The organism is Okeania hirsuta (genome assembly GCF_003838195.1).
GTDB lineage: Bacteria > Cyanobacteriota > Cyanobacteriia > Cyanobacteriales > Microcoleaceae > Okeania > Okeania hirsuta.
Window position 1 is genome coordinate 1 of the sequence record NZ_RCBY01000012.1, and the last position, 16999, is coordinate 16999.

20 protein-coding genes and 1 pseudogene are annotated in these 16999 nt (G+C 36.7%); 9 read left to right on the top strand and 12 right to left on the bottom strand.

Annotated elements, in window-relative coordinates:
• Nucleotides 1–151: 151 nt before the first annotated feature.
• Entirely contained in the window at nucleotides 152–322 is a 171-nt protein-coding gene (locus D5R40_RS34510) for a hypothetical protein (RefSeq protein WP_205127594.1), read from the bottom strand.
• Nucleotides 323–710: 388 nt separating this feature from the next.
• On the opposite strand from D5R40_RS34510, the gene uvrB reads away from it, so the two are divergent.
• The 3 genes from uvrB (at nucleotide 711) to D5R40_RS34520 (ending at nucleotide 3549) form a co-directional block, all read left to right on the top strand.
• Entirely contained in the window at nucleotides 711–2711 is a 2001-nt protein-coding gene (gene uvrB, locus D5R40_RS03565) for an excinuclease ABC subunit UvrB (RefSeq protein WP_124144233.1), read from the top strand.
• A 125-nt stretch (nucleotides 2712–2836) separates the two neighbouring features.
• On the top strand, nucleotides 2837–3052 hold the full coding sequence (locus tag D5R40_RS03570) for a hypothetical protein (RefSeq protein ID WP_124144227.1): 216 nt from the start codon (nucleotides 2837–2839) through the stop codon (nucleotides 3050–3052).
• Between the two features lie 326 nt (nucleotides 3053–3378).
• Nucleotides 3379–3549 carry a hypothetical protein gene (locus D5R40_RS34520; RefSeq protein ID WP_161564429.1) on the top strand — a complete coding sequence of 57 codons (171 nt, stop codon included), beginning with the start codon at nucleotides 3379–3381 and terminating at the stop codon, nucleotides 3547–3549.
• 193 nt (nucleotides 3550–3742) lie between these two features.
• Here D5R40_RS34520 and D5R40_RS03580 read toward each other — a convergent pair whose 3' ends face one another.
• Nucleotides 3743–4759, bottom strand: coding sequence for a Gfo/Idh/MocA family protein (locus D5R40_RS03580; RefSeq protein WP_124144226.1), 1017 nt, complete (start codon nucleotides 4757–4759; stop codon nucleotides 3743–3745).
• 698 nt (nucleotides 4760–5457) lie between these two features.
• Between D5R40_RS03580 and D5R40_RS03585 the strand changes: the two genes are divergently transcribed.
• From D5R40_RS03585 to D5R40_RS03595, 4 genes are all read left to right on the top strand, one after another.
• Nucleotides 5458–6573 carry a CU044_2847 family protein gene (locus D5R40_RS03585; RefSeq protein ID WP_124144225.1) on the top strand — a complete coding sequence of 372 codons (1116 nt, stop codon included), beginning with the start codon at nucleotides 5458–5460 and terminating at the stop codon, nucleotides 6571–6573.
• Between the two features lie 40 nt (nucleotides 6574–6613).
• Nucleotides 6614–6763, top strand: a complete 150-nt coding sequence (locus D5R40_RS36960) for a hypothetical protein (RefSeq protein WP_192901088.1) — start codon at nucleotides 6614–6616, stop codon at nucleotides 6761–6763.
• 3 nt (nucleotides 6764–6766) lie between these two features.
• Nucleotides 6767–6919: a hypothetical protein gene (locus D5R40_RS36965; protein ID WP_192901087.1), complete on the top strand. Its 153-nt coding sequence runs from the start codon at nucleotides 6767–6769 to the stop codon at nucleotides 6917–6919.
• A 651-nt stretch (nucleotides 6920–7570) separates the two neighbouring features.
• Complete coding sequence (locus tag D5R40_RS03595) at nucleotides 7571–8371, top strand: AAA family ATPase (protein WP_445974414.1); 801 nt, start codon at nucleotides 7571–7573, stop codon at nucleotides 8369–8371.
• A gap of 8 nt (nucleotides 8372–8379) precedes the next feature.
• On the opposite strand, the gene D5R40_RS34525 is transcribed toward D5R40_RS03595, so the two are convergent.
• Nucleotides 8380–8541 carry a hypothetical protein gene (locus D5R40_RS34525; RefSeq protein WP_161564428.1) on the bottom strand — a complete coding sequence of 54 codons (162 nt, stop codon included), beginning with the start codon at nucleotides 8539–8541 and terminating at the stop codon, nucleotides 8380–8382.
• Nucleotides 8542–8717: 176 nt separating this feature from the next.
• Here D5R40_RS34525 and D5R40_RS03600 point away from each other — a divergent pair, with 176 nt between their 5' ends.
• Together D5R40_RS03600 and D5R40_RS03605 are read left to right on the top strand one after the other, a co-directional pair.
• Nucleotides 8718–9224: a helix-turn-helix domain-containing protein gene (locus D5R40_RS03600; protein ID WP_124154244.1), complete on the top strand. Its 507-nt coding sequence runs from the start codon at nucleotides 8718–8720 to the stop codon at nucleotides 9222–9224.
• Between the two features lie 131 nt (nucleotides 9225–9355).
• Nucleotides 9356–10066, top strand: a complete 711-nt coding sequence (locus D5R40_RS03605; protein WP_124154245.1) for an IS630 family transposase — start codon at nucleotides 9356–9358, stop codon at nucleotides 10064–10066.
• Nucleotides 10067–10262: 196 nt separating this feature from the next.
• On the opposite strand, the gene hypB is transcribed toward D5R40_RS03605, so the two are convergent.
• The 9 genes and pseudogenes from hypB to D5R40_RS03645 all read right to left on the bottom strand — a co-directional run bounded on the left by hypB (nucleotide 10263) and on the right by D5R40_RS03645 (nucleotide 16634).
• On the bottom strand, nucleotides 10263–11114 hold the full coding sequence (gene hypB / locus D5R40_RS03610; RefSeq protein WP_124144222.1) for a hydrogenase nickel incorporation protein HypB: 852 nt from the start codon (nucleotides 11112–11114) through the stop codon (nucleotides 10263–10265).
• Nucleotides 11115–11526: 412 nt separating this feature from the next.
• A pseudogene (locus D5R40_RS03615) lies at nucleotides 11527–11949 on the bottom strand (DUF2887 domain-containing protein); the annotation flags it as partial.
• 47 nt (nucleotides 11950–11996) lie between these two features.
• Nucleotides 11997–12341 carry a hydrogenase maturation nickel metallochaperone HypA gene (gene hypA / locus D5R40_RS03620; RefSeq protein ID WP_124144220.1) on the bottom strand — a complete coding sequence of 115 codons (345 nt, stop codon included), beginning with the start codon at nucleotides 12339–12341 and terminating at the stop codon, nucleotides 11997–11999.
• 178 nt (nucleotides 12342–12519) lie between these two features.
• Complete coding sequence (locus D5R40_RS37315; protein WP_240038868.1) at nucleotides 12520–12843, bottom strand: hypothetical protein; 324 nt, start codon at nucleotides 12841–12843, stop codon at nucleotides 12520–12522.
• A gap of 74 nt (nucleotides 12844–12917) precedes the next feature.
• Nucleotides 12918–13379 carry a Uma2 family endonuclease gene (locus tag D5R40_RS37320; RefSeq protein WP_205127313.1) on the bottom strand — a complete coding sequence of 154 codons (462 nt, stop codon included), beginning with the start codon at nucleotides 13377–13379 and terminating at the stop codon, nucleotides 12918–12920.
• A gap of 134 nt (nucleotides 13380–13513) precedes the next feature.
• Nucleotides 13514–13801 (bottom strand): hypothetical protein, encoded by a 288-nt coding sequence (locus tag D5R40_RS03630; RefSeq protein WP_205127312.1) that lies wholly within the window; start codon nucleotides 13799–13801, stop codon nucleotides 13514–13516.
• 436 nt (nucleotides 13802–14237) lie between these two features.
• Entirely contained in the window at nucleotides 14238–15344 is a 1107-nt protein-coding gene (gene hypE, locus D5R40_RS03635) for a hydrogenase expression/formation protein HypE (RefSeq protein WP_124144219.1), read from the bottom strand.
• A 283-nt stretch (nucleotides 15345–15627) separates the two neighbouring features.
• Nucleotides 15628–16092: a GNAT family N-acetyltransferase gene (locus D5R40_RS03640; protein ID WP_124144218.1), complete on the bottom strand. Its 465-nt coding sequence runs from the start codon at nucleotides 16090–16092 to the stop codon at nucleotides 15628–15630.
• A gap of 317 nt (nucleotides 16093–16409) precedes the next feature.
• A complete protein-coding gene (locus D5R40_RS03645) occupies nucleotides 16410–16634 on the bottom strand; it encodes a tautomerase family protein (RefSeq protein ID WP_124144217.1) in 225 nt (74 codons plus the stop codon).
• Nucleotides 16635–16999: the final 365 nt, after the last annotated feature.

Consider the following 16999-nt stretch of genomic DNA (forward strand, 5'->3'; position numbering starts at 1 on the left):
CGTCGAACATGTAAGCCCCGCATGTAGGCAGATTCTCCACATATATGCATCCCTCGGTACTACGTACTTCTATCGATAAAATCTCTTGGTTGTGCAAGGCTGTATTTGCCGCCATACATGAACACTGGTAGCAAACAGATGCTTCCTATAACTATTTTGAGTGAATTCTTGATGCTTTTGCTAAACATGACTCACTTTCTCCTGTCGTTGCAATGATTGAATTGTATCTGCTAGCCTGTGCTGCTAGAGCATCAGACCACATATATCCTTGCATTAGTAGGTTAAGTATTTTTCCAGTCACAATATCAATATATATATACAAAATCTCATCTTTTGTCAAGCTCTATGGAAATTTTTGTAGCGACTTTATTATAAAATTGCCACAAAAATGTATTTATTCATCAGGACTTACGCAAATGTACTATCTATAGAGTTAAAAAACTATTTCGCAATTTTTTTAACTCTATATCTCTATATGTAGAGTCTCTGCGTAAGTCCTATTCAGACAAAAAATAGTGGAAAATTTCTCCCACGCCCAAAGTGCATAATTATCAAAAACATATCCCTGTAAACTACCCTCCCCATACTCTACTTTTTCAGCTACAATTTAGGACTTTATTGTAGGAGTTTGGAGGCCAAACTCCAGCAAAAACTGGGACTTATAAATCGAACCCTCACAGTTTTTTTGATTAAAATTATTTATTATGATTATGGAAAAATTTCATTTACAAGCTCCCTTTAAACCTACTGGTGACCAACCTGGAGCGATCGCTCAATTAACTGTTAATATTCAAGCTGGACATAAATTTCAAACATTACTAGGAGCTACAGGTACTGGTAAAACTTTTTCCATAGCTTCTGTCATAGAAAAAGCAGGCAGACCGACATTAGTTTTAGCTCATAATAAAACTTTAGCTGCTCAATTATGTAATGAGTTAAGGGATTTTTTCCCTGATAATTCTGTGGAGTATTTTGTTAGTTATTACGATTATTATCAACCGGAAGCTTATATTCCAGTGACGGATACATATATAGAAAAAACTGCTTCGATTAATGATGAAATTGATATGTTGCGTCACTCAGCAACTCGGTCACTTTTTGAACGCCGAGATGTAATTGTTGTGGCTTCTATTAGTTGTATTTATGGTTTAGGAATGCCTGCTGAATATTTAAAAGCTGCGATTAAGTTACAAGTGGGAGAAGAAATTAATCAACGACAAATTTTAAGAGATTTAGCGACAGTTCAATATACTAGAAATGATTTAGATTTAGGTCGAGGAAAATTTAGAGTTAAGGGCGATGTTTTGGAAATCGGACCTGCTTATGAGGATAGAATTATTCGGGTAGAATTTTTTGGGGATGAAATAGATGCGATTCGTTATATTGACCCTGTAACTGGAAATATTCTCCAAAGTTTAGAGTCTTTAAATGTATATCCAGCGCGTCACTTTGTTACTCCTGAAGAAAGATTAGAAGCAGCTTGTGATGATATTGAAGCAGAATTAGAAGAGCAATTAGAGGAATTAGAAAAAGCAGGAAAATTGTTAGAAGCTCAACGTTTGGAACAACGTTGTAGATATGATATAGAAATGTTGCGAGAGGTGGGATATTGTAATGGAGTAGAAAATTATTCTCGGCATTTAGCAGGTAGAAAAGCAGGGGAACCACCAGAATGTTTGATTGATTATTTTCCGAAAGATTGGTTATTAATTATTGATGAATCCCATGTGACTGTTCCGCAAATTCGAGGAATGTATAATGGTGACCAAGCTAGGAAAAGGGTTTTAATTGAGCATGGATTTCGTTTGCCTAGTGCAGCAGATAATCGACCTTTGAAGTCTGAGGAATTTTGGCAAAAGGTTAATCAATGTATTTTGGTTTCTGCTACTCCTGGAGATTGGGAAATAGAAAAATCTGAGGATAGAATTGTTGAGCAAATTATTCGTCCGACTGGTGTGGTTGACCCGGAAATTTTTCTGCGTCCGACTGAGGGTCAGGTTGACGATTTATTAGGGGAAATTAGGGAAAGGGTTAAGTTGGAGGAGAGGGTTTTAATTACTACTTTAACTAAGCGGATGGCTGAAGATTTGACTGAATATTTGCAGGAGCAAAATGTGAAGGTTCGTTATTTGCATTCGGAGATTAATTCTATTCAGAGAATTGAGATTTTGCAGGGGTTGAGAGAGGGAGAGTTTGATGTGTTAATTGGGGTGAATTTATTACGGGAAGGTTTGGATTTACCGGAGGTTTCTTTAGTGGCTATTTTAGATGCGGATAAGGAGGGATTTTTACGAGCGGAACGTTCTTTAATTCAGACTATTGGTAGAGCAGCACGTCATGTCCGGGGTCAGGCTATTTTATATGCTGATAATTTGACAGATAGTATGATTAAAGCGATAGATGAAACGGAGAGAAGGCGAGGAATTCAGTTGGCATATAATAGGATGAATAATATTACACCGAAGCCTATTGTAAAAAAACAAAGTAATGCAATTTTGGCGTTTTTGGATGTGTCACGCCGTTTAAATTCTCAACAGTTAGAAGAGGTGTATGAACAGGTGGATGAGTTATCTTTAGAGGAGCTACCAGAGTGGATTAAAAAGTTAGAAACTCAGATGAAAGAAGCAGCGAAAAAATTGGAATTTGAAGAGGCGGCTAAATTACGCGATCGGATTAAGCATTTGCGGGATAAATTAGTGGGTAATTCTTGAAAATTATTAAAAAAGGAAGAAGGAAGAAGTAGTTGTCCAGTAGGGTGTGTTAGCGTTTGCGCAGCATTCCGCAGGAAAGGGTAACGCACCATTTTTTAGGGAAGCATAACTCACCCACAGATTGCTTGGTAATCAATATAGATAGTGGTGCGTTACGGCCAGTTAAAAGTTTATTACCCAAACAAAGCATTGTAAATATCACGAATATTAATCTGGAACAGGATAAAATTGTCTTTCAATTCAATCTCACAATTCTCACATCAGAAGTTCCTGAATTATCGCTACAAGATTTGCAGGTTGATGAACATCTGGATGAAAATAAAAATAATCATAATAATTAAATTGTTTTTTGATGCTAAACAGGAGGTTATTTGTCAATAAGTATCATATTGTTGTATACCCATAAACTATAAGGGTTCAAATTCTTCATTTATAAGCAAAATTCAATAGCTTCTTGAATGCTTTATATTAATTAACCATAACTTTTAAATTGTGTAGACATCCTTTTAAAACGGGAACCGATGCAACTAAATAACCATCTACATCTTTTTCGAGAATTACATTAAAATATTTTCTCATTTGTTATTTTTCCTTGTTCAATTTTATAGTTTATCTTCTTCAATTAATAAATAATATATAATTAGGGTTTGCTGAAAAAGTTTTATAGGTGAGGGTAGGAGACAGGAGACAACCCACCCCCAACCCCTCCCAGGAGGGGAAGACAGGAGACAGGAGACAACCCACCCCTCGCCCCTCCCCCTCCCAGGAGGGGAGACATGGGAATGAGCGAGGAGGTAGGAGTAAGAATTGTAAGAATGATTTTTCTGCCCAACTATGAGCCTAAAATACGCTCCTTTTTGAGGGTTTTAGACGTGATACCAGGCACTGCAATTCGACCTCAAAAAAGCTAAAACCTTTATCTGTAAATACTTTTAGATTTAATCAGCAAGCTCTAATCAGTTTGAATAGTCGTCATTGCGACCATAGAAAGCAATCTCCCTACACCTCTGAGATTGCTTCCTTCTTAATAACTAAACACAACCAGAAATTGCATCTAATAAGGCTTGAGTTTTTTCACTCACTTGATAATAATTTGTTGTAGAATTAGTAACACCATTGAACACCACATCAGCAAAATTTTCAACCATTTTCACCTGAGAACTTTGCTCACTTTTTACCTCAATAAATTTGACATCCCCACGGGTATCCATACCATTTTTGAGATAAAAACCCGCCTTAAGATGAGGATTTTTAAAGGCAAAACTATTCACCCAATCTAACACAAAGTCATCTAGGGTAATAATGCCTTTTGTACCAATTAAAGCCAAATCCATCGTTACCGCACCTGAAGTATATCCTGCATCCCAAGTCGAGGTACTGTCATCATCAAAAGCGAGCATACCACAAACACGAACAATCCCTCTAGTTTCGGTGTCTCGTTTAACTTTGACTGAAATTTGGCTCAAATTAATGTTAGGAGCTAAAAATTCAACTGTTGCCCGCATATTATACCAACCTAAGTCCCCTAAAGCTCCTTTTGGTTCCAATTCGGGATTGAAACGAATATTACTGCGATCGCTAAGGGGAAAATAGAAGGCACTTCGCATCGCTTGCACCTGACCAATGGTTTCCTCCATAGTTTGCTTAATAGCTGCAGTCCTGGGATGATGGACAAAATGGGTTGCATCCATAAACAAGACTTGATTTTCTCTACAGGCTACGGTAATCTTTTGCAAAGACTCTAAGGTCGCAAAGGGTTTATCCACTAAAACGTGCTTTTTCTGTTGCGCAGCTACCACAGCAATTTCTTCTTTTAAGGCAGTAGGAGTCGCAATATAAATTGCATCCACTCCAGACCAAGCGATTAAATCTTGCCAACTGTCAAACCCTTTAACATCTCCGAATTGCTGGCCAAACTCCTGTGCCCGCGAGATGCAACGACTAGCCACTCCGACTAAAGCACAATTTTTGGCATCGACTAATCCTTGGGCAATCACCCTGGCAATAAATCCCGTTCCCACAATACCAAATCGTAATGTATCTCTCATGCAACAGTCTCCTTAGTTAGATGCTGAATTCAGCCACATTTAATGTAACTTGGGCAATATTGATAAAGTTATACCAATCTGATAAATTTTTACTACAAATAGTTAGCGGGACTTACACAAAACAGCAGCCTAAAATAGGCTAGAAGATAGACAGAAAGAGGCTTTTACGTCAAAAAGTATAATTCCTTTATTACCGAATAATTAAGGTTTAGCGAAATCTTCTCTAAAACCTTTAAAGATGACAACGTAATTTGTGATATGCTTTCAGGGGGATGTGACTTCAGTAATTTTATCGATCAATGTGTAAAGTTCATTTCAATAGAAACTTCAGAACAATTTATTGAATGTTCTTACAAGAAAGAACGCAACATTAGATATCTCCAAAATAGAAAATAAGGTAAAATTATCAAAATCATTTATGTATGCGATCGCCAAAATGAATCCAACTTGAGAATAGACTTATAATCATCTACTCATAAACAACAAGAATTATTGGTATTACTACAGCCTTTTTTGTTCCTAAATTCTGATATCCCCTAGCAAAACTTCTCTGCTCCATCTATTTTAGATTTATAAATCCGATATTCGCCTTTTCCTAAAAATTAAAATGTTTGTTTGATGAGTTATTCTAAATTCAGAAAACAAATTACTGTGATGTGCTTGAATAGAGTAGCAGTTAAATTCAGGAATCAACATACATGGCCACCAGACTAATTAAACTGGAAGATGGGATTTTGGTTGAAGCTGAAGTTCCAGATAATGAAGCAAAGCCGATTTCTACTAATGTTGTTAAAGATGTTAAATCTAGTTTTGCACAAGTTAAACCTATATTAGTTAGTATTAGTCGTCCTATTGCTGAAGCTTGGCAAGAAATTAATAAAGAGATGGAAATTGAACAAGCTGAAGTGGAAGTAGGTTTTAATTTCGAGGGGGAAGGTAATCTTTATATTACTAAAGGAAAACCAGATGCAAATTTAAAGGTGAAGTTAGTGTTGAAACCAATTGCACCAAAACCATTTGATGTAATAACGGTAAATAGCAAAGGTGAAGAAATTAATCGTAGTTCCCATGAAGCAGTATTTTTTACTGAAGATTTGGGTAAAGGTGTAACTTTAGAAATGGTTTCTATTCCTGGCGGTAGTTTTGTTATGGGTTCGGCAGAAAATGAAGTAGAAACAGATAGTCCTGAAACTCCCCAACATGAAGTTACTATCCAACCTTTTTATATTAGTAAATATCCTATTACTCAAGACCAATATCAAGCCATTATGGGTGAAAACCCCTCTCACTTTAAAGGAGGAAAGCGCCCAGTCGAAACTGTAACATGGCACAACGCTACAAAATTTTGTCAAAAGTTATCAAAAAAAATTGGGAAAACCTACAAACTACCCAGTGAGAGTCAGTGGGAATATGCTTGTCGCGCTGGTACAACCACACCCTTTTATTTTGGGGAAACTATAACGACCGATTTAGTTAACTATAATGGTAACTATACTTATGGCGATGCCCCTAAAGGTGAATATCGAGGGGAGACAACTGATGTGGGAACTTTTCCTCCTAATGCTTTTGGTTTATATGATATGCACGGGAATGTGTGGGAATGGTGTCAGGATATTAGACACGATAATTATGAAGGTGCCCCTAATGATGGTAGTGCTTGGGAAACTGGAGGAGATAGTAAGATACGAGTACTGCGTGGTGGGTATTGGGAAGATGAACCTGGGAATTGTCGGAGTGCCTTCCGTCTCTGGGGGGATGCCGACTTCTGCAACAATAACAGAGGTTTCCGTGTGGTTTATTTGCCTGGTGTATAGTTTCTTAGTTTCGGAGTCTAAGATTTTTTCCTTCTTAGGATTGAAAGTTACTCGCGCTCATCCTCAATCTATCAGGAAAGATTTGTTTAGAGCAATTTTGTCAGCTACAACCCCTGTTGTTATTTGGACAAGAACTGATATTGAGCGTCGGGAAAAAGTAAATTTGATTGATGAGATATTAACTTTTTAACCATTGTGTTATTTATGTGAATCAATTAGACAAATTCGAGAAAAAGCTGATGCTCAAACCGAGGAGCATTTAGGTTTTCATTTAGCTATTCTTTGGGAAAATCCCTATCGTTTAACTCCTGATATAATGGTTGAATTAATTACACCTGGGCAATAAAACAGTTATCATTTGAGGAGTCAGGAGGACCGAGTCAGGAGGGAAGAAAGAAGCAAGAAGAAAGAAGAAGAGGAGGAAAAGGAGAAAGTTTTTTTGATCACGCTCTTATCCGGGGTGCATCTCATAGCAAGCAAAAATACTTTTTTCCTATATATTCCCTATTCCCTATTCCCTGTTACCTGTTGCCTTTCGGAGCTATTGCCTAAGAGCGATAAATTTTTGGCTTTATTCTTGCATTGAGATGCACCCCTTATCCGGACATGATATTACTGGAAATTTTCCCGAGGTAACAACAAAGCAGATGCAGTTATTATAGTTCGGGTTTTCTCTAGAAAATTGGGCGTTGCTGAAATGTAATGGTAAGTAGCTGAAGGTAAAATTGAAAAACTTATGTTTTGCGTTAATACTTAATCTATCTAAAAATCATTACCACTCAGCAACGCCGAAAATTGAATCTTAATTATGGCCGAAAAAAATCTATAATATCAAATCCGTTTAATTGGACATAAAAAAAATCTTCAATCGTCATAACTACGCTCATCTTTGTGATTTTCTCTCCTCCTGACTCCTGACTCCTCCTTACTTAACGAATCTATAACTGTTTAACCGGATTTGATATAAATACCACCTAACACCTAACACCTAACACCTTTGAATAAATTTATTGAAAAAAAACCAGAGACAAAAAATATGAATGACTGGAAAATATTTAAAGGTAATAGCAAACCCCATGATGAAATTAATCGTCTTCCCGAACCTCCAAATTGGCGTAAATTTATGGGTGCTGATAATCAGATAATTCAAGAAATTGAACAACGCTGGCAAAATTTTTTAGATGAGAAAGGTGAAGGAACAGAAGATTGGGAAAGAGGCAAAAGTTTCCGGATTCATTCTGACAGTGACAATGACAGAAATAGTGTGATTAATATGGTTAATGCCGCTCTATATTTAAGACGACCTTTGTTAGTAAAAGGCAAACCCGGAACAGGAAAAACTTCTTTAGCTTATGCGGTAGCTTATGAATTAAAATTAGGGCCAGTTTTACCTTGGTATATTACTGCTCGCTCAACTTTAAAAGATGGATTATATGATTATGACGCGATCGCTCGTCTTCAGGATGTACAAATGGGCGACGAAAGTAAGGATATTGGTCGTTATATTAAACTTGGCGCTCTGGGTACAGCTTTACTCCCTTTTCCCAGACCTCGCGTTTTATTAATTGATGAGATAGATAAGAGCGATATTAATTTACCCAATGATTTACTCAATTTGTTTGAGGAGGGGAGGTTTGAAATTCCAGAATTAGCTCGTCTTTCTAAAGAAGTTTCCCAGGTAGAGGTTCGCACTTATGATGGGATGGATGTGCCGATAAAAGATAGAAAGGTGCGCTGTCAGAATTTTCCGTTAATTATTCTCACTAATAATGGCCCTACTACAAACAAAAAACCCTAACGTTATAGTTATTGAATTGATGTTTTATTCATCTGTTGTACAAGAGTTTTGAGATGGAGTGAGAAGAGCGATCGCCTCCTTCTAGGAATAGACAAATCAAAAAACCCCAACGTTATAGTTATTTGATTATCGAGTGACAAGAGCGATCGCCTCCTTCCAGGAATAGACAAATCAAAAAACCCTAACGTTATAGTTATGTGATTGATGTTTTATTCATCTATTGTACAAGAGTTCTGAGATTGATTGAGAAAGTCGAAACAGCTTAACCCAATTATGGGTGTTATTTTAGCGTAATATCAAATCCGGTAGCATCGGTATAAAAAAATTAAACCTGATAAATTAAGGGATGAATAGTAAGAGTTGGGCGATCGCCATGCCGAGATTGTTAAAGCTAGAACCACACAAAAGTATCGAAGAGTTGGAAAAACTCTACCGACAAACTCAAGACCCAATAGAACGAACTAGATGGCAAATCCTCTGGTTGATAGCTAAAGGCCACAAAGTAGAAGAAGTGGCTGAGGTTACTGGATATCGGCGTGGTTCAATTTACAGAATTGTAGGGCGCTATAACCGATTAGGTATTGATGGATTAAAAGATCGTCGCCATCAACATCAGGGGCCGGAGACCTTACTCTCAGAAATAGACCAAGCTCTTGTAGTGCTTGCCATAGGAAAGCTTGGTCTATTTCTGAGAGTAAGGTCTCCGGCCCCTGATGTTGATGGCGACGATCTTTTAATCCATCAATATCAGGGGCCGGAGACCTTACTCTCAGAAATAGACCAAGCTTTCCTATGGCAAGCACTACAAGAGCCACCGGTAGATGGAGGTTTATCATTTTCTTTGTGGGTTTAATACCCCACCGTCAACGGTCGTGTTCACGCATTACTTGGGGGGAGCGAATCCCCATGTAATTTTCCTCCTGTCTCCAGTATAGCTGTCTCCTGTCTCCTTCTTCAAGGAATGGACCCAAAGTAGCTCAGTGGATGAGCGAGCATCTGGAACGTCCTATTCATCCTCAAAGAGGGTGGGAATATCTACGTAGCTTTGAAATGCGTTTAAAAGTACCACGTCCAGCACATGACAAAGGGGAGATCACAGAGCAAGAACAGTGGAAAAAAAAACTCAACCAGAAAGTCCAAGAAGTAGGGCAAAAACACCCAGAGGCCACAGTTGAAGTCTGGGCAATGGATGAACATCGCTTAGGGTTAAAACCTATATGTAGAAGAGTCTGGGCTCAGTTGGGTAGTCATGCGATCGCCAATGTTAACTGGAAATACCAATGGCTATGGTTATACGGCTTTGTGAATCCAAATAATGGTGAAACTTACTACTGGATTTTACCAAAAGTTAATGTAGAGCTTTTTAACCGAGTTTTAGAAGACTTTGCACGAGAATTTCAGTTAGGAGAAGACAAACACATTATCTTAACCATTGACAGAGCTGGATGGCATACAAGTTCTGAGTTAAAGATTCCTTTGGGCTTGCACTTAGAGTATTTACCACCCTACTCGCCTGAATTACAACCAGCAGAAAGGTTATGGCCTCTAATTAATGAACCGATCGCAAATCGTTCATTTACCAGCCTCGAAGAGTTAGAAGAAATTCTGTTTGAGCGTTGTCAAGTTCTTTTAACACAGCAATTTGCAATCAAGGCTATAACCCAGTACCATTGGTGGCCGAAAATTCAGGTTTAATTACTCCGATGCTACCGGATTTGATATAATACCTTGTTAATATTTATAGACAAATGGATGAAATAGTTATCTTTTTTAAGTACAATTTTATAAAATTTACACCAAAAGCCTGAGAGGAGCAAGAAATACAGCGATTCATAACTCTGGCGAGCGAGTCTTCGTCTTCTTTCTCCTCTGTTTCCTTTCCTTATTTTCTCTAAGAAATAATTTGATTTTTCAACCACTCATACCAATCATTTAAACCTTCCCCACTTGTGGCAGAAACCTGGAAAATCTTAATATTAGGATTTACCTGTTTTGCATATTCAATACAACGATTAACGTCAAATTGTACATAAGGTAATAAATCAATTTTCGTCAAAATCATTACCTGACTTTCTCGAAACATATAGGGATATTTAATCGGTTTATCTTCTCCTTCGGTAACTGATAGAATTGCTACCTTACAATTTTCTCCTAAATCAAATAGAGCAGGGCAAACTAAATTCCCCACATTTTCAATCATCAAAATTGAATCTAAAGGAGGGTTTAATTCTGTATAACCTTTTTCTACCATTGCCGCTTCCAAGTGACAGCCTTTACCAGTATTAATTTGCACTACTTTACAACCAGTTTGGCGAATTTTTTCTGCATCATTAATAGTTTCTTGGTCTCCTTCTATAACACTAAAAGTCAATTCAGATTTTAAATCATTAATAGTTCGAGTTAATAAAGTTGTTTTGCCAGAACCAGGAGAACTAACTAAATTTAAAGCCAGAATATTTCGACCTTTAAACCAGCCTCGGTTTTGGGCAGCTATCAGGTCATTTTTCTGTAAAATTTTCTGTTCTAAACTAATAGTAGTTTGGTGCATTTTAGCATGAACTTCTGCCGTTTCCTTATGATTATGTTCAGGAGTATAATTATCAGAATGAGTATGAGTAATAATAGTTCCATCTGGGAGAGTATGAGTATGGGAATGATGCTTATCTACTGTCATTTTTTCTCCTGTTTGAGAATTAGTAATAGTAATTTCATTATTACCGGAACAACCACAAGTTACACACATAATTTTTCTTTCTCCATTTCTTTGATTTTTTGTTTTTGAGATTTGATTATAAGTAGGTCATTTCAGTTATCAGTTATCAGTTATCAGTACCTCCGACTTAACTCGGAGGCTTGAAATACTGAGTTATACCAAATCCGGGTTAAAAAAAAGGTGTATATATATAGTTAACACCTTTTATTCTATGCGGATTTGATATTAAACATTTTTTTCATCCTCTTAAAAGGGGAGGCTTTAGACCTCATTTTTTGGTAAGTGGGAAAATTTACAAGTACGTCATTGCGACTGTAACGAAGTGGAAGGTTTGCGGAGCATTCCGGAACGGATAGCAATCTCAAGGGTTGAGACTGCACCAACATTTGGTTATATAGTGAAGTTTATTCGCGTCTACCTACTTAATTAAATTAAAAAAAAATTAATCTCTGTTTTCGGTCAATTTTGCTAATCTTTGAACTTCCTCTAAAGGCAAATCTAAATATTCAGCAATAGTCTCTAAAGTTAAACCTAAACGAATCATATTAGATACAGATTTTAAGTTAGCTTCTACTTCACCTTCATCTTTACCTTCAGCAAAAGCCTCTTGATAAACTTTAGTTTTTTTCAATTCACTTAAACCTAACATTGCTTCAATCTCCTTTCTGGTTTTTTGGGGTAATTTATAAACAATAATTGTTTGAATTAGATTAATTAAATCTTCTTGAATCTTTGGCTCAATAATTTCCTCTTGAGCTTGAGAAATTAAAGATTTAGCCAAATTAATCGCTTGAGTTTCTGGCTTAATTACCACCAGTTTAACAACTCCAACCCCTAATGAACCACTTACAGTTTCTTCCAATTCGTTTAAATAAAGTAGTTAATTTGAGATTTGCCTCAAATCTTTTAATATTACACACATAATTCTTCTACTTCCATTTCCTTAATTTTAAGTTCTTGACCTTGAATAATATCTATTTCCATACTGTTACAAACATGACAAACACCGAATGGTTGCTCTAGAGGAATTTCTGCTCCACATTGACGACATTTTCCTAAACCGGGAATTTTAATAATCTCTAATTTTGCCCCTTCTAACACTGTACCTTTACTACAAACGTCAAAACAAAATTCAATAGCATCAGGCATAATAGCAGAAAGTTCACCTATTTCTAAAGTGACTCGTTTAACAGTTTTTTCCTTAGCATTTTCGGCAACTATGGCAACAATATTTTGAGTGATTCCTAATTCGTGCATATTTAAAGTAACTTTCCAGTTTTTCAGATAATTCTTAAGCTAAAAGTTAGAAAATAGGGAGAGAATTTTGAGGCTCAAAAATTCAGTTTGAGACTATTTATATTGACTGATAAAAAAAACTATTTTCTCTCTCCTAAAAAAATGTCAGTAGTAGGCGATCGCCCACCACATTTTTTAATTACAAAATTTCATCAGGGTTAATACCTCTTTCCCTGAGAATTTCTGCTAGTCGGTCAGCACGTTGTTTCTCCTGTTCGGCACGTTGTTTCTCCTGTTCGGCACGTTGTTTCTCCTGTTCGGCACGTTGTTTTTCCTGTTCAGCTCGTTGCTTTTCTTGTTCAGCACGTTGTTTTTCCTGTTCAGCTCGTTGTTTTTCCTGTTCAGCTCGTTCATCTCCAGTTAACAAAATATTCGCCGAATCATCACACCAGCGTAACCAATCATATTCTTTTCCTTCAAAAATACCATGCCAAATTGTTAAACCCAATCCCACTTGAGACAAATAGAAATTTCCTAGCTCTATATAACTATTACCTCGTAATTCATAGACTCGTAAAATCCTTTATCCAAGTTGTTTTAGTGGGTCAAAAAGACATAATAACCAACCGCAGCAAAAGCATAATCTTGTAATTTACTATCCAACTCATTACCGATTTTATTAGAGACAATTTCGATAGCTATTTCTGGAGGTTTGCCAAAAGAAAATACAAAATAAGAACGATTCTGTTTTTGACTCCAATCTTCCGGTACTTTGACTCGTAAACTAAGGAGAATGTCTGGTACAAGCGGTGGTATTTTATTGCCGTAAAAAAGCCCGACATTGGCAGTTGCTAAAAATGGTAAGTCTGTTTGGAAAGAACTATATAAAGTAGTAGTTAATAGTCGTTGTTGTTTCTCAGTAATTAAATTATCCACAGGAGTATCATCCTCAGTAATAACATCACTAATATCTGGTTCTACAAATTCAAAATCTTCTGGTTGCTTTTTGAAACTTTTGGGGGCTGATTCAATGTTTGTTTGTGTTGGTAATATAGACATAATTTTTTTCCTTTATTAATTAGGGAATAGGGAACAGGGAACAGGGAACAAGGAACAGGGCATAGGAAATATAAGAATAGTCCTATAAGTGTACCTCACTATCCTCAAAAGTGCTGTAAATCAATTATTAATTATTAATTGTTGAAAGACTGCCACAAAGCATCAACTTCATCTGGTGCATAAATATCCTCACTTGTTAATTCCACAAAATCTTGTAAACGACGATTTAAAAAAGTTTTAGCAACTTTAACAATTTCTGCCTCTGGATAATTAGAATGAACCCAAATATTAACTTCAAAGGAATTTATTCCATCTGAGTTTAGCAAGAATTTGACCAGATGATACTTATCAGAAAACCCTGGACGTTCTTGATACTTATTAAGTTCGATAATTTCAATTTTAGCATCAAAAAAAATTGTCATGTTTTTTAAATATTCAGATTTTAAACTTCAAAAATTGATATTAATATCATGTCCGGTTGAATACTTATACTTTGGAGTCAGGAAGGCAGAAGGAAGGCACTTATGCAGAAGGAAAAGAAAGGTTTAAAAGGAAAAGATTTTTTGAGCGACCCTCAAAGTTTTGAGCTTATAAAATCTGACTTTTAACTTCTATAAGTGGGAGGGTTTGGAGACCAAACCCCTACAAAATTTCCATCATCCGTACATCCGTGCCCAAATCCTTGTCTTGCTCATCGATGAAAAAATCCTTGGGAAAAGATTTTTTGAGCGACTCTCAAAGTTTTTAGTCTATAAAATCTGACTTTTAACTTTTATAAGTAGGAGGGTTTGGAGACATTACCCCTACAAAATTTCGATCATCCCTACATCCGTGAAAAAATCCTTGTCTTGCTCCTTCTTAACAAATTCTCGGCAGTTGGTCTCCCACCAACATATCCACAATACGCTCGGTTCCAAAGGTGGTTTGCAACAACAAAATTCCCGGAGGAGAAACAATAACTTCCCCAACAATAGCAGCATCAATACCTGTAGGATGAGATTTCATTGCTGCCAAAACAGTTTCCGCTTTTTCTCCTGGCACCACCGTCACTAACTTACCTTCATTGGCAAAATATAAAGGGTCGAGACCGAGAATTTCACAGACTCCCTGCACCTCTTCCCGCACTGGTAGGGAAGATTCAAAAAGTCGTATCCCTACTTCTGAACTCATGGCAAATTCATTTAATACTGTTGCTACACCACCACGGGTAGCATCTCGCATTGCCCTAACTTCCGGACAAACATCGAGAATAGTATCGACCAAACCATTCAAAGGTTGAGTATCGCTTTTGACTTCTGTTGCCAGAGCTAAGTCTCCACGAGCGATCGTAATAGCTGCTCCATGGTCTCCAAGATAACCATTCACAATAACGGCATCCCCTGGTTGGAGATTTTGGGCAGAAATAGAAACACCAGAACGAATTACACCTACCCCCGCAGTATTGATAAATAATTTATCCGCAGCACCTCGGTGAACAACTTTTGTGTCTCCAGTGACAATTTTCACCCCGGCGACATCTGCTGCAACTTTCATACTTTTTGCTATTTCGCGCAGGGAGTCAACGGGAAAACCTTCCTCAATAATCATTCCGCAGGAGAGATATAAAGGTTTTGCTCCACTCATCGCTAGATCGTTAACAGTACCGTTGACTGCAAGTTCGCCAATATTGCCTCCAGGAAAAAATATGGGGTCAACTACATAGGAGTCGGTGGTAAAAGCAAGTCTGTCTCCTTGAGCAGTAAAAGTTGCCAGGTCAAATGTTGCTTGGTCTTCTAGTTGAGATAGGGTGGCGTTGTCAAAGTTGCCGACAAAAATATCTTCTATAAGGTCGCGCATTGCTTTACCACCGCTACCGTGAGCGAGAGTAATGTTGGTGTCGCGCACTTTTGTCGGACGACGTCGCGCTTGTTCGATTTTTTTAAATAAAGAATGTTGAGTAGGTTCGTTGGAAGTAGAGTTTGTCATATTAAATATTAATTTTATTAAGATTGCTGATTTTTAAATTCAATCGTATATTTATAATAGTATTTTTTTCAAATTTTCAATTAGAAGACTCTAGTTGATTTGTCATAGACTAATGTTAAATTAGATTTGACAAGAAAGAAACATAAATATTATTCTGTCATATTTTTTCAAGTAGCCTTAATCAAAGATTTTATCTGTAGATTGAGCTTTACTAACTTTTTCTCAATCTAAATTACGAATCATCCGTGCATCCGTTTCCAAATCCTTGTCGTGCTTTCCTTCTTCAATGAATTTCCAGACGACATAATCTCACCTTTTCTATTATCTTTGCTCCCATTTTTTCATAGAAGTTAATGCCTTGAGAGTTATTAATATTTACAGTCCAATCAACTCTACCGCAACCTGTTTCTTCAGCTATTTGATACAGACGAGTCATTAAAGCTTTACCAATTTTTTGACCTCGGTATTCTGCTTTTAAATACAAATCATCTAGCCAAATTCCAGGTTTAGCTAAAAATGTAGAATAAATTCGATGATAACTAGCGAAACCTACAGCTTTACCCCCTACTTCTGCTAATAAAATAGAAGTAAGGGGAGTTGTGCCGAATAAATCGTTATTTAGTTTTTCAGTTGTTGCTTTAAGAGATTCGGGGCAACCATCAAATTCTGCTTTTAGATACAGCAATTCCATAATTATTTTTATGTCACTGGGAACTGCTTCTCTGATTACTATTTCTTGATTCAGCATAATTTTTAGACGGTAATTTGAAAAGAATTAATGTAAGCATTTCCTGTGGAATGCTGCGCAAACAGCTATTAGCTTTCAGCTAGCCTCCTCCGGAGGAACTGCGTTAACAGCAACAAGACTTTCTCCTTAAGGACATTGTTTAAATTAAAATAGACTTTAAGGTCAAGGAAGCCTACTTTTATAGTAAGATAATTAATAAAGCTTTGATAGTAAACTAAAAGCAATAGCTGATAGCTGATAGCTGATAGCTGACGGCTGAATGCTTACGAATTAATTGCTTACTTTTTCAAATTAACCGTCAACTTTTTACAGGCAAGTTAATTATTTTTTTCTACTTTTTCTGCATGACGACCGGGATGTTTATCAATATGAAGTTGACCGCCAACTGCCCAATTTTCTCGACTAAACTCGTCGATATGAACTGTTACCCATTCTGGTTTTGTTCCTAAAGTAGAAACAACAGTATCAGTGACAGCTTTTGCTAGTTTGCGTTTTAATTCAACGGAATGACCGTCAGCAATTTGAATTGTTATAAATGGCATAATTTTTTCCTTCTATTTTACTAAACTAATATATATAGAATTATGGGATCTATTAGGCATCTCTAGAAAAGAGGGAGTAGGCAGTAGGGAGTAGGCAGTAGGGGGAAATAATTGATAATTTCTGTGTGATAATTGATTTGATTTTTTATGATCACCAGATGTCTATTTATGTACTTCAATATAAAGAGATGGGAAGATGGTGAATATGGGAACAAATTTACACCTTTTTCCCCTATTCTATATTACTTTTGTGCATCTCATATTTGCAAAAATACTTTTTTCTTATCTATTCCCTATTCCCTATTCCCTATTCCCTGTTGCCTGTTGCCTGTTGCCTAAAAGTGATAATTTTTTGGCTTTATTCA

Coding starts and splice junctions, on each gene's coding strand:
- uvrB (WP_124144233.1), top strand. CDS start 711: ATGGAAAAATTTCATTTACAAGCTCCCTTTAAACCTACTGGTGACCAA.
- D5R40_RS03630 (WP_205127312.1), bottom strand. CDS start 13,801: ATGACAATTTTTTTTGATGCTAAAATTGAAATTATCGAACTTAATAAG.
- hypA (WP_124144220.1), bottom strand. CDS start 12,341: ATGCACGAATTAGGAATCACTCAAAATATTGTTGCCATAGTTGCCGAA.
- D5R40_RS37320 (WP_205127313.1), bottom strand. CDS start 13,379: ATGTCTATATTACCAACACAAACAAACATTGAATCAGCCCCCAAAAGT.
- D5R40_RS03605 (WP_124154245.1), top strand. CDS start 9,356: ATGAGCGAGCATCTGGAACGTCCTATTCATCCTCAAAGAGGGTGGGAA.
- D5R40_RS03585 (WP_124144225.1), top strand. CDS start 5,458: ATGGCCACCAGACTAATTAAACTGGAAGATGGGATTTTGGTTGAAGCT.
- D5R40_RS03600 (WP_124154244.1), top strand. CDS start 8,718: ATGAATAGTAAGAGTTGGGCGATCGCCATGCCGAGATTGTTAAAGCTA.
- D5R40_RS03580 (WP_124144226.1), bottom strand. CDS start 4,759: ATGAGAGATACATTACGATTTGGTATTGTGGGAACGGGATTTATTGCC.
- D5R40_RS03645 (WP_124144217.1), bottom strand. CDS start 16,634: ATGCCATTTATAACAATTCAAATTGCTGACGGTCATTCCGTTGAATTA.
- hypE (WP_124144219.1), bottom strand. CDS start 15,344: ATGACAAACTCTACTTCCAACGAACCTACTCAACATTCTTTATTTAAA.
- D5R40_RS03640 (WP_124144218.1), bottom strand. CDS start 16,092: ATGCTGAATCAAGAAATAGTAATCAGAGAAGCAGTTCCCAGTGACATA.
- hypB (WP_124144222.1), bottom strand. CDS start 11,114: ATGTGTGTAACTTGTGGTTGTTCCGGTAATAATGAAATTACTATTACT.